This window comes from Priestia sp. D51, from assembly GCF_053345675.1.
Map to the genome: position 1 here is coordinate 530,138 of NZ_JBLTIR010000003.1, position 14,925 is coordinate 545,062.

Consider the following 14,925-nt stretch of genomic DNA (forward strand, 5'->3'; position numbering starts at 1 on the left):
ATGAGAATATTACATTATAGCTTAGGGTTACCACCGTATCGAAGTGGAGGGTTAACTAAGTATTCAATAGATTTAATGTCTATGCAAACTCTACAAGGTCATCAAGTATATCTATTATATCCTGGTCAAATTAACCCTTTTCAAAAACAAAGAGTTAAAAAAAATAAACCTTATTTGAAAATTGAAGTATATGAATTGTTAAACCCTCTCCCAGTACCATTGTTAGGAGGGGTTTTTGAACCTGCGCATTTTATGGAAAAGCTAAAAGTAAGTTCTTTGTATTATGATTTTCTGCTATCTTTAAAGCCTGACATTATACATTTGCATACCTTGATGGGGATACATAGAGAGTTTATAGAAAGTGCGAAAGCAATTGGTATTAAATTAGTATTTAGTACTCACGACTACTATGGGATATGTCCAAAAGTAAACTTATTAGACGTCAAAGGCGAAATTTGTGAAGACTTTGAAAGTGGACAAAAATGTATTTCATGTAATGTCAATAGCTACAGCAAGTCACTAATTACCGTTATGCAATCACATCTTTATAAAAATTTTAAAAATAGTTCTTCCATTAAGAAATTAAGAGCTTTGAAAAAAAGTAATATCAAAGACGTGGAAGAGCAACAGTCTATTAATAATGAGCGCATTGAAGTGGAAAAAGATTTGGCGCTTGCAGAAGAATTTCAACAGCTTAGAAATTATTATATGAACATGCTAGGTATGATGGATATGGTTCATTTTAATAGTGAGGTAACAAAAATCGAGTATGGAAAGTATTTGGATGTTGAAAATGAAATTATTTCAGTTACTCATAAAGATATTAAAGACCAAAGAAAAATTAAAAAATATAACAGCGATCAGCCATTACAGATTGGGTTTTTAGGACCTATAGAAAAATATAAAGGTTTTCCTTTATTAAGAAAGGCTTTAAAAAACCTCTTAAAAGAAAAAGAAATGAATTGGCATCTGCATGTATACGGTAATGATAGAGTTGTACAATTAGATGAAGATCGAGATTACATCTCTTTTCATGGACGTTATGAACATAAAGAGCTTCCAAATATCTTTGAGAAAATAGATATTTTAATTTTGCCAAGCCTATGGAAAGAAACATTTGGTTTCATTGGTTTGGAAGCTTTATCTAATGGTGTTCCTACAATTGTGACAACATACGTAGGTTTTAAAGATCTTGTGGAAAATTATAATACTGGATTAGTAGTGGAACCAAACGAAGAAGAAATCGGTAAAGGAATTAAATATGCTATCCATAACCGAGATAAGCTGGCTGTTTGGAATAAAAATATTTGCACAGGAACATTTAATTCTATTATGAAAGACCACAGTCGATCATTAGAAGTACTATATGAAAAAATTGTAGGAGAAAAATAAGATGAAAAATGTATTTATTATTGGCTCTAAAGGGATTCCAGCTAAATATGGAGGCTTTGAAACATTTGTTGAATATTTAACAAAAATGAAAGTTAGTGAAGAAATAGCTTATCATGTTTCCTGTATGGCTGAAGATAACAAAGAATTTTATCATAACAATGTTCGCTGCTTTAATGTGAAAGTTCCCAATATTGGAAGTGCTAAAGCTGTTTTGTATGATATTTTGAGCTTGAAAGAATGTTTGAACTATATAAAAGAAAAAAAACTTGCTAATTCAATAGTATATGTACTGGCTTGCCGAATCGGTCCTTTCTTCGCTCAATACAAAAGAGCTCTTGAAAAAATAGGCGTCCGAGTATTTGTGAATCCTGACGGACATGAGTGGAAGCGAAGTAAATGGAATTATTATATTAGACAGTATTGGAAACTTTCTGAACGTCTCATGGTTAAACATGCAGATTTATTAGTATGCGACTCTAGAGGAATAGAAGATTACATACAAAAAGATTATCAACGCTATTCTCCAAAAACCACTTTTATTGCGTATGGCGCGACAGTAGAGGAGGCACCATTAAGCAGTACTTCTAGCAAATTAACTGAATGGTATCAAAAACACGGCGTTGGAGCATTTGAGTACTATTTAATTGTTGGTCGCTTCGTACCTGAAAACAATTATGAACTAATGATTAGAGAGTTTATGGCATCTAACTCGAAAAAAGACTTAGTTATTATTTCAAATGTAGAGCAAAATAGCTTTTATGAAGAACTTTTAAAACGTACAAAATTTAACCAAGATTCACGTATCAAGTTTGTTGGAACAGTATATGATCAAGAATTGCTTCAAAAAATTCGTGAACAAGCATATGGCTATTTTCATGGCCATGAAGTAGGAGGAACAAATCCTTCTCTACTTGAAGCACTTGCATCTACTAGACTCAATTTACTACTAGATGTTGTCTTTAACAAAGAAGTAGGCGCTGAAGGTGCAGTCTACTTTAATAAAGATAAAGGTAATTTAGCAAACTTAGTAGATTCAGCAGATTTATACAACATCGATACAATTAACTTAATGTCAAAGAAAGCTAAACAGCGTATTCTTAGTGAATATTCATGGGAGAAAATTATTCATGAATATGAGACGTTATTCTTAAAGAATTAATAAAGGGGCTGGAAATATGAAAGGCATAATATTAGCAGGTGGCAGTGGTACTAGATTGTATCCTATTACACGATCGATTTCGAAACAATTAATTCCGATTTATGACAAACCGATGATTTATTATCCACTATCTGTATTGATGTTAGCTGGTATAAAAGATATATTAATTATCTCCACCCCTACAGATACTCCTCGTTTTGAACAGTTGCTTGGAGATGGGAAGGATTTAGGTATTAATTTAAGCTACGAAGTACAAGAATCGCCTGATGGGCTAGCACAGGCATTTATCATTGGTGAAGGATTTATTGGAAATGAATCAGTGGCACTTATTTTAGGAGATAATATTTTCTATGGTCACGGATTTACGAAAACATTAGAGCGGGCAGCAAACCGTTCTGAAGGCGCTACAGTGTTTGGGTATAATGTTAAAGACCCTGAACGTTTTGGTGTAGTAGAATTTGATGAAAAGGGTAAAGCCATTTCTATTGAAGAAAAGCCTGTTCAGCCCAAGTCGACATATGCCGTAACAGGTCTTTATTTCTATGACAATGATGTAGTAGAAATTGCAAAATCTATTAAACCATCAGAGCGTGGGGAATTAGAAATTACTTCAGTTAATGAAGAATATTTACGTCGTGGCAAGCTCCAAGTAGAGTTGTTAGGGCGTGGTTTTGCATGGCTTGATACAGGTACTCATGAATCATTATTAGAAGCGTCTACGTTTATTGAAACGGTAGAGAAGCGTCAAAGCTTAAAAGTAGCATGCTTAGAGGAAATAGCATTTAGAAAAGGATATATTACAAAAGAGCAACTTGTTCAATTAGCTGAGCCATTGAAGAAAAATGAATATGGCCGATACATGCTACGTTTAGCGAATCAAAGTGCATTAGAAAAAATATTGGTGGGTGGAAAAGCATGAATATTATAAAAACAAAATTTGAAGATGCGATCTTGATTGAACCAAAGGTTTTTGGTGATCATAGAGGTTTCTTTACAGAAAGCTATAACAAAGAAATGTTTCAACAAAATGGAATTGATATGGATTTTATTCAAGATAACCATTCATTATCTCAGCAACCAGGCACGTTGCGAGGTATGCATTATCAGCTGAATGACAGAGCACAAACAAAACTTGTACGTGTAACAAGAGGTGCAATTTATGATGTTATTGTAGATATCCGAAAGGGTTCACCTACATATGGAGAATGGCAAGGTTTTATCTTATCAGCAGATAACAAACGTCAGCTTTTAGTACCAAAAGGTTTTGCACACGGTTTTTGTACGATTGTAGAAAATACTGAGGTGCAATATAAAGTAGACGAGCTGTATTCCCTAGAGCATGATAGAGGTATTGCTTGGAACGATCCGGCTTTAAATATTGATTGGCCGTTTAATAATCCAGTTCTCTCTGACAAAGATACAAAACATCCAACTTTAGCAAAAGCAGATAATAATTTTACTTGGGAGTGATTCAAGCATGAATATTTTAGTAACGGGTGGAGCAGGTTTTATTGGAAGTAACTTTGTACGTCATATGGTAGAAACCTATCCTAGTTATGGCATTGTAAACTATGATTTGCTTACATACGCAGGAAATCTTGAAAACTTAAAAGATATTGAAAGTCATGAAAACTATACGTTTGTAAAAGGTGATATTAACAATAGAGAACTTGTAGATCACTTAGTTAAATATCATAATATTGATGTAATTGTGAATTTTGCAGCAGAATCACATGTTGATCGTAGTATTACAGAGCCAAATATTTTTATTAAGAGTAATGTGTTAGGCACACAGGCACTTTTAGATGTAACAAGAGCTAATAACCTAAAGAAATATGTACAAGTATCAACCGATGAAGTATATGGTTCACTAGGCGAAACTGGCTATTTTACAGAAGAAACCCCTCTTGCTCCAAACAGTCCTTACTCTGCAAGTAAAGCAGGGGCCGATATGCTTGTTAGTGCGTATTACGAGACATTCGGTATGAATGTTAACATTACAAGATGTTCAAATAACTATGGTCCTTACCATTTTCCAGAGAAATTGATTCCATTAATGGTGACGAATGCTCTAGAAGGAAAAGAACTTCCTATCTATGGAGATGGTAAAAACGTTCGTGATTGGTTACATGTAAAAGATCATTGCGCTGCTATTGATTTGGTTATTCATAAAGGAGAGCCGGGAGAAATTTATAATGTAGGCGGCCACAACGAACGCACAAATAATGAGATTGTACATTTAATTGTAGAAAAACTTAATGCTCCACAAGAATTAATTAAATTTGTAGAAGACCGACTTGGACACGATCGTCGTTATGCAATCGATCCTACTAAATTAACAACGGAGCTTGGATGGAAGCCAAAATACACGTTTGATACAGGAATTGTTGAAACGATTCAATGGTATTTGGATAATCAAGACTGGTGGAAAAACATTAAATCAGGCGACTATGTAAACTACTACAACAAACAATATGGTGATAAATAATGAGTCAAAAAGTTTTAATTACAGGAGCCAATGGACAGCTTGGTAAGGAGTTAGTTGAGCTTTTTACTGCCAAAGGTTTTGAAGTATATGGATTCGGTCGAGATAAGATGGATATTACAAACCAAGCACAGGTTCAAGAAGTAATTAGTACCTTGAAACCAAATATCGTACTTCATTCAGCTGCTCATACACAAGTAGATTTAGCAGAGTCAGAGCCTGAACAAGCATTCTCTATTAATGCATACGGTACACGGAATGTTGCTGTAGCGGCAGAAGCAGTAGGAGCAAAGCTTGTATATGTAAGTACAGATTATGTATTTGATGGTACAACTGATGAACCTTATAATGAATTTTCTCCCACTTCTCCTTTAGGTGTATATGGAAAATCTAAGTTAGCAGGTGAACAATTTGTCCGTGATTTACACTCTAACTTTTTTATTGTTCGAACTTCTTGGGTATACGGCAAGTATGGAGCTAACTTTGTTAAAACTATGTTGAAATTAGGACAAGAAAGAAAAGAACTTTCCGTAGTGGCTGATCAAATAGGATGTCCAACTTACACATTAGATTTAGCTCATGCTATTTTAGAGTTAGTAGATACTCAGAAATACGGTGTGTATCACATCTCTAATAGTGGAAGTTGTTCTTGGTACGAATTCGCAAAAGAAATTTTTAAGGTATCTGATATGGAAGTACAAGTAAACCCATGTACAACGGCTGATTTTCCACGCCCAGCCGCTAGACCAGCTAATTCTGTCTTTGAACACATGTCTATAAAGTTAAACAACTTTACTTCAATTAGACATTGGAGAGAAGCATTAAGCAGCTTTTTGAAAAATAATTAACTTTTTTATTAAAACTTCTGCATTAATTCCGATATAAGACTAGGAAATGTAAAGCTTTCATTTAATTTACAAAAGAATATAGTAAAAGAATCTTTTGTCAACTATAATGAACAGTATATTGAATTTTTAGAAGTTACTAAGTTCGGAGGTCAACTATGGAAGAGACAATTAGTTTGCGAGAGTTGTTTGCAGTGCTTCGTAAGCGTCTTTGGCTTATTGTACTGATTACAATTATCGCTGCAACCGTAAGTGGAGTGATTAGCTTTTTTATGCTAACGCCTGTGTATGAATCAAAAACACAAATTTTAGTCAATCAAGCGAAAAATGATCAGCAGTTATATAGTAATCAAGCTGTCCAAACAAACGTGCAGCTTATTAATACGTATAATGACATTATTACAAGTCCGGCTATCTTAGATAAAGTGGTCAAAGAGTTAAAAATGGATGAGTCCGCTCAATCTTTAAGCGGTCAAATTCAAGTGACAAGCGCACAGAACTCTCAGGTAGCACAGATTGTCGTACAAGATACAAGTGCAAAACGTGCGGCTCAAATTGCAAATACAACGGCTTCTGTTTTCCAAAAGCAAGTGCCTAAACTTATGAATGTAGACAATGTTAAAGTGCTGTCAAAAGCAACGGTGGGTGAAAGTGCTAGTCCGATTAAACCTCAGCCGCTTTTAAACATTGCGATTGCAATCGTAGTTGGTTTAATGGTAGGTATCGGGTTGTCATTCTTACTTGAATACTTAGACAATACGTTAAAAACAGAGCAAGATATTGAAAATATTCTAGGACTTCCTGTGATTGGAGTCGTGACGAATATTAAAGATGTGCCTAAGCCATCAAACGTATCGCGACCAGATGTAGCTGCTCGCGTACCGCAAAGAGGTGAAACGTATGGCTCGTAAAAACAAAGCTCAAAAAAATGATAAAATGCTAACGTTAAAAAGACGTTTGCTTGCTCATAACAGTCCAAAAGATCCGGTAGCGGAACAGTACCGTACGATTCGTACGAATATTCAATTTTCAAACGTTGATCAAGATATAAAAACAATTGTCTTAACATCAAGCGGAGCAGAAGAAGGAAAGTCTACTACTTCTTCTAATCTAGCAACGGTTTACGCACAGCAAGGTTTAAAGGTATTACTCATTGACGCTGATTTACGTAAACCAACGGGTCATTACACGTTTCGGTTAGAAAATCACATTGGCCTGACGAATGTATTAACTCGTCAGTCTACGCTAGCGCAAGCGGTCCAAGAGTCAGAAATTCCTCACCTTTCTGTTCTAACAAGCGGTCCGATTCCGCCGAATCCATCTGAACTGTTAGCATCTGCTCAGATGGCCGAGTTGTTAAAAGAAATGAAGAAGCAGTTTGATATGATCATTTTTGATACGCCTCCGATTTTAGCTGTAGCTGATGCGCAGATTTTAGCGAATCAAGTAGACGGTACGATTTTAGTAGTCAGCAGCGGTAAAACAGAGAAAGACGCTGCGTTAAAATCGAAAGAGTTGCTAAGTAATGCAAAAGGCAAGCTGCTTGGGGTTGTGTTAAATAACCGCAAAGTAGAAGATGGTAATTATTATTACTACTACGGTCAAAACTAGTTAGTAACCAGCGCCTCTCTAGTTCGAACTAGAGAGGCGCTTTTTTTGCGTTTATTTTTATGTGTTATAGGTGTTTTGAACCACGAACAAAAGGTTTATTAGTAAAATATATTTATAGCCTTCACGTTTCATGATAGAATTTACGTAGTATATTTGTAGATAATTAGAAGAAAAACTATTATTTTCTATGATGTTTACTGGCTAATAGAGGAGGAGTTATTCAACATGTCCACCAAGACAATGAATAAAGCAAAAGAAGCTGACCATTCAGCAGCTTATTTACATAGGGATGAAGAAAAAGATCTTATTATTCAAAAATTAATTAACGAAAAAGAAGCATTAGAGCAAGAATTCACAGAAATCCTTGAATTTATTTTGAACGATATGAAAAATCAAGAAGACTTATTCTCTGAAAAAAACAAAGGATTATTGATGCACTTGAATCATGATTCTCTGTACAAACAGAAATATGAAAAAGCAGCAGCTGACTTAAAGCATGTGCATGCGATGAAAAAAGAAACGGATAAACTGATCGCGGTGTTAAAAGAAAATGAGAAAAAAGAACAGCAGCGAGCAGTTCAATTACAAAAAGAAAAGCAGCAAATGAACCATAAGTTAGTAGCAGTTAGTGAAGAAAAACAGCAACTAAATCATACGCTTGCTTCAGTTAATGAAGAGAAACAGAACGTGATGAAGGAAGTAACGTCGTTAAAGCAAGCGAAGCAAGAAGCTTTGAAGCAAAATGAATCACTAGTAAAAGAGATTCAGCAGCAAAATGAAGAAATGAAAGTGATGATAAAAGAAAAAGATCGTTTGAAGACAGAAGTTCTTACGTTAGAAGCTGCTAATAAGAATATGGAAAGTGAGTTAGAGGAGTTAAGAAAGCAGTTAACGAATGCTAACGCACAAATCAACGAAATGATGCAAGAAAAGCAGCAAATAAATAATCAAGTAGCCGAGCTTCAAGATCAAAAAGAAAAATTAGAGCAGCGCGTATATAGTTTAGAAAACTCGACGTTGGGAAAAATTACGGTTTCATATTGGAAAATGAAAAATAAGTAAAAACGAATGAATAGCAAAGTCTATTTAATCAGTATGAGTGGAGGAACACATGAGTAATCGTTTTTTGCCTTTATATAACCAGTATAGAGTAGAAATGAAAAGTTTGGACTTCTTGTTAAAAGCCAAACAAAGCTATCCAAAAGATATCCTTAGTTTGAATAAAGAAAATTGGAGCATACATACGGAAAACGTAACAGTGGCGAATGAAGCAAACTCACTGTATGTAGATCATACGATGAGTAAGAGAGATTCTTTTTATATTGCGTATTTAGAAGAGAATACAAACTTTAGTACGGGTCCAATGTATGACTGTCAATTAGAGCCTGATCAAAAATACCTTGTTAATTTTAACGGGCTCACAGATGAGCATGTGAAAATCGATTTATTTGTGATTTCGTACAAAAATCAAAAGAAAGTGAATATCCAGTCGGTTCATTTGAATCGCAGCCAAACGATTGAAACCGAAAAAGATGCCGATTCATTTCGGATAGCCATTCGTTTTATCGGAAAAGGAAGTTCTGTGATTCAACAAGTTCAATTTGTTGAATTAAATACAATTTTAGAGACGGTTTCACCTTCTGTACAGCCGAAAAAAGAATCGATTAACTTAGAAGAATACAAGTGGCAGCATGTTATTAATTCTAATGAAATGTTTAATGAAAAGTGGTTTGTTCCTAAAGCAAAAAATACAGCAAAAGTTACGTTTTCTTCTAACGGTATTCATGCGGATTTCGATTTTGAAGAAGATGAGTATCAGTATATTTCGTACAGGGAACAAAATATTAACTTCAGCCAAAAGTCAATGAAGTTTCCAATAGAAGTTAATTCTGAATATCGATATGAAGCAACGGTAAAAGGAAATAAACAAGATACAGCAGGTGTTCACTTCTTCCTTATTTTCTATTCAGAAAAAGGAACAAAAGAGCAGGTCGAAGTATTAAACTTAAATGAAACAAAGTCGATTCAGCTTGATTCTTCGGTTGTGTCTTGTCGTCTTGCGGTTAAATTTTTTGGCAAAGGTTTTGCACAGGTTGAAGAAATTGAGATTAAGAGAAAGCGAGAAAATAACTTCTTGTCTCATACACATCTTCGTCAGCTAGGATTTGATACCCCTAAAAAATTAAAAGATGTGAAATTAGCTGTGATTTGTGATGATTTCACGATGCAGTGCTTGAAGCCGGAATGTGACTTGATTACGTTTGGACCAGATGATTGGAAAGCACAGTTTACGATTAATCGACCTCACGCTCTTTTTGTGGAATCTGCATGGCACGGCAACGGAGGAAGATGGACGAGGAAAGTAGCCAAAGGGAACGGTAAAAGTAATTTAGATCTTTTTGAACTCATTAATTGGTGTAAAGAAAACGAAATTCCAACAATTTTCTGGAATAAAGAAGACCCTGTTCATTTTAATGCATTTGTCGATATCGCAAAGCATTTTGATTATATTTTTACAACGGATCAAAATTCAGTGGAGAATTATCAAAAGAGAGCTAACCATAAGAACGTAGCTGCTCTTCCATTCGCGGCTCAGCCTTCTATCCATAATCCGGTGGAGTTATATAAACGTGAAAATGGAATTAGCTTTGCAGGTTCTTATTACGCTGTTAAATATCTCGAGCGTCAACGAGATATGAATATGCTGTTAGAATCGGCTGCACATTATAATTTAACAATCTATGACCGAAATTACGGAAAGAATTTAATTGAATTTTATTTTCCGGAGCACTTGCGACAGTATACAACAAACAGCTTAAAGCCGTCTGAAATTGACAAAGCGTATAAAGGCTATAAAGTTGCTTTGAACGTAAATAGTGTTGTAGATTCACCAACAATGTTTTCACGACGTGTATTTGAATGCTTAGCCTCAAATACACCAGTTGTAAGTACCTATTCAACGGGAATTGAAAATATTTTTAAAGATATTGTGTTTATGGGAACGACGGAGCAAGAGTTTGAAAAAGAATTTGACAAGCTGTTACATGATGAGGCTTATTACAGACGCCGAGCGCATCAAGGTTTACGAAACGTACTGCAGCACCATACCTATGAGAATCGCTTAGAGTATGTGTTCAATCAAGCCGGCTTTGACTTAGAAGCGACGTCTGTCATGATTCATGTATATAGCTTAGTAGAAAATAGCAGTGAGATGAGACGCGTTTTAGATATGTTTACTCAGCAGTCATATGATTACAAAAAGCTAACGTTTATTCAAACAAAGTCTTTCCCTTACGAACAGCTGAAAGCAGATTTGGAGAAAATGAATGCTGTATGTGTAACAGAAGATGAATTTAAGCAGTTATCGCTTCAAGACAAGACAGGCTATGTTGCTTATTTTGATTCCTCTAACTTTTATGGAGAACATTATCTAGTGGATTTAGCATTAGCTACAAAATACACAACGAGTGAAGCTATCGGGAAAGGAAGCTATTACACGTTTGAAAATCAGCAGTTTACATTATCATACGCAGATAAGAGACATGTCTACACAAGTGAGTTAAATATTGATTCTTGTATGCTAAAATCAGAGGTTTTACGTGAAGTAAGTATGAATGAATTAGTAGAGCTTTTCCGTTTGAAAGGTTCAGTTGATTTTCTATTTGCAAAAGGATACCGACTTTTTTCTATAGATAGCTATAACTTTGTTCGAAATCTCAAAAAAGTTCCTAAACAGGCTAAAAAGCAATTACATGACTTGGTGAATATTTAAGACGGGAGTTATATAATGAAGACATTTTCTTTAACACCTATCGAGGTTTTGAAATTTGAAGATCAGTGGGTGTACGGCAAACAAACTAGCTATACGTTTGATTCAAAACGTATAGAGCAAGAGCTGATTATTAATGTGCAAAAAATAAAAGAAGAGGCTAGTTATACGTTTATTTCTTATGGTGAAGATGTAGAAGTGGACGTTCGTGCTGACAATACGTATATCGCTACTATTCAAGGAGATACGTCAGATAGCTTGGATGTTCAGCTTATTGTATCAGGTCTAGTCAATGGAAAAAGTGTACTAACTGAGCAAATTGGGTTGGATATTAGTAAAACGATTACGTTCCCTGAAGGTACGGAAAAAGCAAAAGTAAAATTACGCGTAAGCGGGAGCGGACAAGCAAAAATTAGAGAAATCAGCCTGTCTGCTTTCTCTGAAGAGCTAGTGGAAGTGGAGCAAGCTATTTATCGTAGTAATCAAGAAGCAGAATATCTCGTTTTAACGAACGTTTATCCTGAAAAAAACAACCTCTATCGAAATATGTTTGTTCATAGAAGAGCGGAATTATATGAACAGCACAATTTGAACGTGGATGTATTCAGATTAAACATAAAAGAAAAAGCATTAGGCTATTATCATTTCGAAAATATTTCTGTCTTAACAGGTGGTCAAAAAGAGTTAACTAAGGTATTAAATAAAAAAAAGTATAAGAAAATTTTAATTCATTTTGTGAATGAGGATATGATGGAAGCAATTGAAGCCAGCCATGTAAAACAGACGCCGATTCTTGTTTGGATTCATGGAGTGGAAACAGAGAAATGGTATAGAAGATGGTTTAACTTTACCAATGATTCAAGCAGTCTGGAAAAAGCACTTGCTTCTATTAAAGAGAATAAAAAACGAACAGATTTTATGAAATCTATCTATGAGAGTACGGAATTAAATATTAAATTCATCTTTGTTTCAAAATGGTTTAAAGAAGCAGTTGCGGAAAGTGATACAAACGCATTTGTTAAAAACTATTCTATTATTCATAACGTAGTGGATGATCAGCTATTTAACTATGTGAAAAAAGATCCCGAGCAGCGTAAAAAAATACTAAGCATTCGACCATTTGCATCTCATAAATATGCAAACGACCTTTCAGTGAAGGCTATTTTAAGCTTATCTACAAAACCTTATTTTAATGAGCTAGAGTTTAATATTTACGGTCAAGGAGCATTGTTTGACGAAATCTTAGCACCTGTTCGTTCTTTTAGCAATGTCCATATCCATAACCACTTTCTTCCTCAAGGAGAAATAGCAACTATTCATAAAGAACATGGTTTATTTCTATGTCCAACTCGGTTGGATGCGCAAGGTGTTTCTATGTGTGAATCGATGTCAAGTGGATTAATTCCGATAACGAACGGTGTCACTGCCATTCCTGAGTTTGTGAATGACGATTGTGGATTTCTAGCAGCACGAGAAGATGGTGAAGGACTTGCTGAGAGCATTGATTATCTTTATCATCACCCAAAAGAGTTTACGAGAAAGTCAGCAAACGCAGCTCAGCGCATGAGAGAACAGTGCAGTATTGATAAAATCATTGATCAAGAATTAGCTGAAATCATGTATTGATAAAGAGGGGATTATTACGAAGAAAATTGTTATTTTAGGGAGCTGTGTGACTAGAGATGCTCTAGAGTTCACAGAAAACAGTCAGTATTCGTTAGAAATGTATTTTGCCCGTTCTTCTCTCATTAGTCTCTATTCAACTAAAGTAAAGATTAAAAGAGCAGACATTCAGTTAGCTTCAAACTTTCAAAAAAAAATGGTCTATTATGATCTTATCAAATATTTTCCGCGTTATATAAAAGAAAATGAAGCTGATTATCTTCTCATTGATTTTATTGATGAGCGAATGGAAGTGCTTGAGAGAAACGGCAGTTATGTAACGCGCTCTAATGAATTTGTTCATTCGAATGTAAACGAACAGATCCAATATGAGGAAAGTGAATTAACTAAAGAAGAAATCAACGAACTGTGGAAAAAAAGTGCTTTGCAGCTGATTGAAGATTTAAAAAGCAGGTTTAATCCGGAACAAATCATCCTGCACAAAGCTCTCTGGCGATATTCTTACATTGACAAAGATGGAGAAGAGCAAACGTTTAAAGAACATTACTGGATCAAGCGGAACAACGACAAAATAGATGGTTACTATAAATTTTTCCAAGAGAATTTTCCAGGCATTCAAGTAATCGATTTAAATGATCAGTATCATGCTGATGAATCTAACAAGTGGGGGCTTTCTCCGTTTCATTACGAGGAAAAATATTATCAAGCATTCATTGAGCAGTTGAATAAGATATGTCAATAAGTACTATCAGATTTATTCATAATAAGGAGAAAAGATATAGTTTCTCAGGTGAAAATATGTAAAAAGACATAAGTATTTTATGGTAAATTAAAACGTTGAATAAAAGAGTCACTTTTAACCTTGTTGTTAAAATGTAGTCTAACGAGGCTTAAAAAGTGCTTTTTAAGCCTTGAAAAGTGGGTAGATTGAAATAGATAGATTTGTTTATAATATTCTAAAAAAATGACAATAGACTCTGGAGAGGGAAATTCGACAAAAAAAGACATAGAAATACATGTCATAATATGCTAACATAAGTATTGCTTTTATTAGGTCTTAAGAAGGATAGGGTGAAAGTTAATGATTGACTTACATTGTCATATTTTAGCTAATATTGATGATGGTTCTCGAAGTGATGAAATGAGCGTAGCTATGGCTAGAAAAGCTGTTTCGGAAGGAATCACCCAAATTGTGGCCACACCCCATCATCAAAACGGCCGATATGTAAATGAGAAAGACCTTATTGTGAAAAAAGTGAAGGACCTAAATGAATTACTCGTTAGAGAAGATGTCCCTTTAACCGTATTACCAGGTCAGGAAAATAGAATTTATGGCGAAATTTTGGAAGATTATCAAGATTCCAAAATATTAACTTTAAATGATACTGGCAAATATATATTTATAGAATTTCCTTCTAGCCAAGTCCCTTATTACACCGAGCGACTTTTATTTGATATTCAGTCCAAAGGAATTGTTCCCATCATTGTTCATCCTGAGCGAAACAGCCGATTGATAGAAGAGCCAGAGCTTCTTTATAATTTAATCAGTAAAGGTGCATTGGCTCAAGTAACGGCTTCTAGTGTAACGGGACGATTTGGAAAAAAAATAAAGAAATTTTCTCATCAGTTAATAGACGCTCATCTTGTTCATTTTGTTTCATCAGATGCACATAATCTTGATGGACGTTCTTTTCATATGCAGGAAGCTTTAGAGAGCATTGAAAAAGAAAATGGAAGAGAAATAATTTACGCTTTTTTAGAAAATGCTGAGTACGTCATAAAAGGGCAAATTTGTTTTAAAGAGCCTCCAGAAAGAGTAAAGAGGAAAAAAATTTTAGGGATTTTTTAGAAGTCAGATAGGTGAGAGAAATGAAAACTTTTGATACATTACCTAAAACAGTAAAAAAGACCGTCCGGTACATTAGACAAGACGCTTCTTATGATCAGCTTCTTGTTTTAAAAAGGTATTTGATGGAAGCGATTGACAAAAAAGAGCAGGAATTTTATAAACGAAATAACTAAGCTTCTAGTAAACTAGAAG

Annotated in this window: 14 protein-coding genes; all 14 read left to right on the top strand. The window is 34.7% G+C overall.

The genetic code is table 11. The annotated features are described in order from the left end of the window. The 14 genes from ACNHOZ_RS14560 (at position 1) to ACNHOZ_RS14625 (ending at position 14,906) form a co-directional block, all read left to right on the top strand. On the top strand, positions 1-1,392 hold the full coding sequence (locus ACNHOZ_RS14560) for a glycosyltransferase (protein ID WP_447697212.1): 1,392 nt from the start codon (positions 1-3) through the stop codon (positions 1,390-1,392). Between the two features lies 1 nt (position 1,393). Further along, positions 1,394-2,551 carry a beta 1-4 rhamnosyltransferase Cps2T gene (gene cps2T, locus ACNHOZ_RS14565; RefSeq protein WP_328170518.1) on the top strand — a complete coding sequence of 386 codons (1,158 nt, stop codon included), beginning with the start codon at positions 1,394-1,396 and terminating at the stop codon, positions 2,549-2,551. Between the two features lie 16 nt (positions 2,552-2,567). Then, positions 2,568-3,470 (top strand): glucose-1-phosphate thymidylyltransferase RfbA, encoded by a 903-nt coding sequence (gene rfbA / locus ACNHOZ_RS14570; RefSeq protein WP_328170517.1) that lies wholly within the window; start codon positions 2,568-2,570, stop codon positions 3,468-3,470. Then, complete coding sequence (gene rfbC / locus ACNHOZ_RS14575; RefSeq protein ID WP_447697213.1) at positions 3,467-4,021, top strand: dTDP-4-dehydrorhamnose 3,5-epimerase; 555 nt, start codon at positions 3,467-3,469, stop codon at positions 4,019-4,021. The genes rfbA and rfbC overlap by 4 nt, the downstream gene beginning before the upstream one ends. Positions 4,022-4,028: 7 nt before the next feature. Continuing rightward, on the top strand, positions 4,029-5,039 hold the full coding sequence (rfbB, locus tag ACNHOZ_RS14580; RefSeq protein WP_447697214.1) for a dTDP-glucose 4,6-dehydratase: 1,011 nt from the start codon (positions 4,029-4,031) through the stop codon (positions 5,037-5,039). Beyond that, a complete protein-coding gene (gene rfbD / locus ACNHOZ_RS14585; protein WP_447697215.1) occupies positions 5,039-5,884 on the top strand; it encodes a dTDP-4-dehydrorhamnose reductase in 846 nt (281 codons plus the stop codon). The genes rfbB and rfbD overlap by 1 nt, the downstream gene beginning before the upstream one ends. Positions 5,885-6,039: 155 nt before the next feature. Then, positions 6,040-6,792 carry a YveK family protein gene (locus ACNHOZ_RS14590; RefSeq protein WP_447697216.1) on the top strand — a complete coding sequence of 251 codons (753 nt, stop codon included), beginning with the start codon at positions 6,040-6,042 and terminating at the stop codon, positions 6,790-6,792. Beyond that, positions 6,782-7,492, top strand: a complete 711-nt coding sequence (locus tag ACNHOZ_RS14595) for a CpsD/CapB family tyrosine-protein kinase (protein WP_447697217.1) — start codon at positions 6,782-6,784, stop codon at positions 7,490-7,492. Before ACNHOZ_RS14590 ends, ACNHOZ_RS14595 begins: the two co-directional genes overlap by 11 nt. A gap of 225 nt (positions 7,493-7,717) precedes the next feature. Beyond that, complete coding sequence (locus ACNHOZ_RS14600; protein ID WP_447697218.1) at positions 7,718-8,554, top strand: hypothetical protein; 837 nt, start codon at positions 7,718-7,720, stop codon at positions 8,552-8,554. 49 nt (positions 8,555-8,603) lie between these two features. Next, complete coding sequence (locus ACNHOZ_RS14605) at positions 8,604-11,264, top strand: CgeB family protein (protein ID WP_447697219.1); 2,661 nt, start codon at positions 8,604-8,606, stop codon at positions 11,262-11,264. A gap of 15 nt (positions 11,265-11,279) precedes the next feature. Continuing rightward, positions 11,280-12,887 (top strand): glycosyltransferase family 4 protein, encoded by a 1,608-nt coding sequence (locus tag ACNHOZ_RS14610; RefSeq protein ID WP_447697220.1) that lies wholly within the window; start codon positions 11,280-11,282, stop codon positions 12,885-12,887. Positions 12,888-12,918: 31 nt separating this feature from the next. Further along, positions 12,919-13,626, top strand: coding sequence for a DUF6270 domain-containing protein (locus ACNHOZ_RS14615; protein WP_447697245.1), 708 nt, complete (start codon positions 12,919-12,921; stop codon positions 13,624-13,626). 339 nt (positions 13,627-13,965) lie between these two features. Continuing rightward, a complete protein-coding gene (locus ACNHOZ_RS14620) occupies positions 13,966-14,733 on the top strand; it encodes a tyrosine-protein phosphatase (protein ID WP_447697221.1) in 768 nt (255 codons plus the stop codon). Positions 14,734-14,753: 20 nt separating this feature from the next. Continuing rightward, positions 14,754-14,906: a hypothetical protein gene (locus ACNHOZ_RS14625; protein ID WP_176521256.1), complete on the top strand. Its 153-nt coding sequence runs from the start codon at positions 14,754-14,756 to the stop codon at positions 14,904-14,906. The last annotated feature ends 19 nt before the right edge of the window (positions 14,907-14,925 follow it).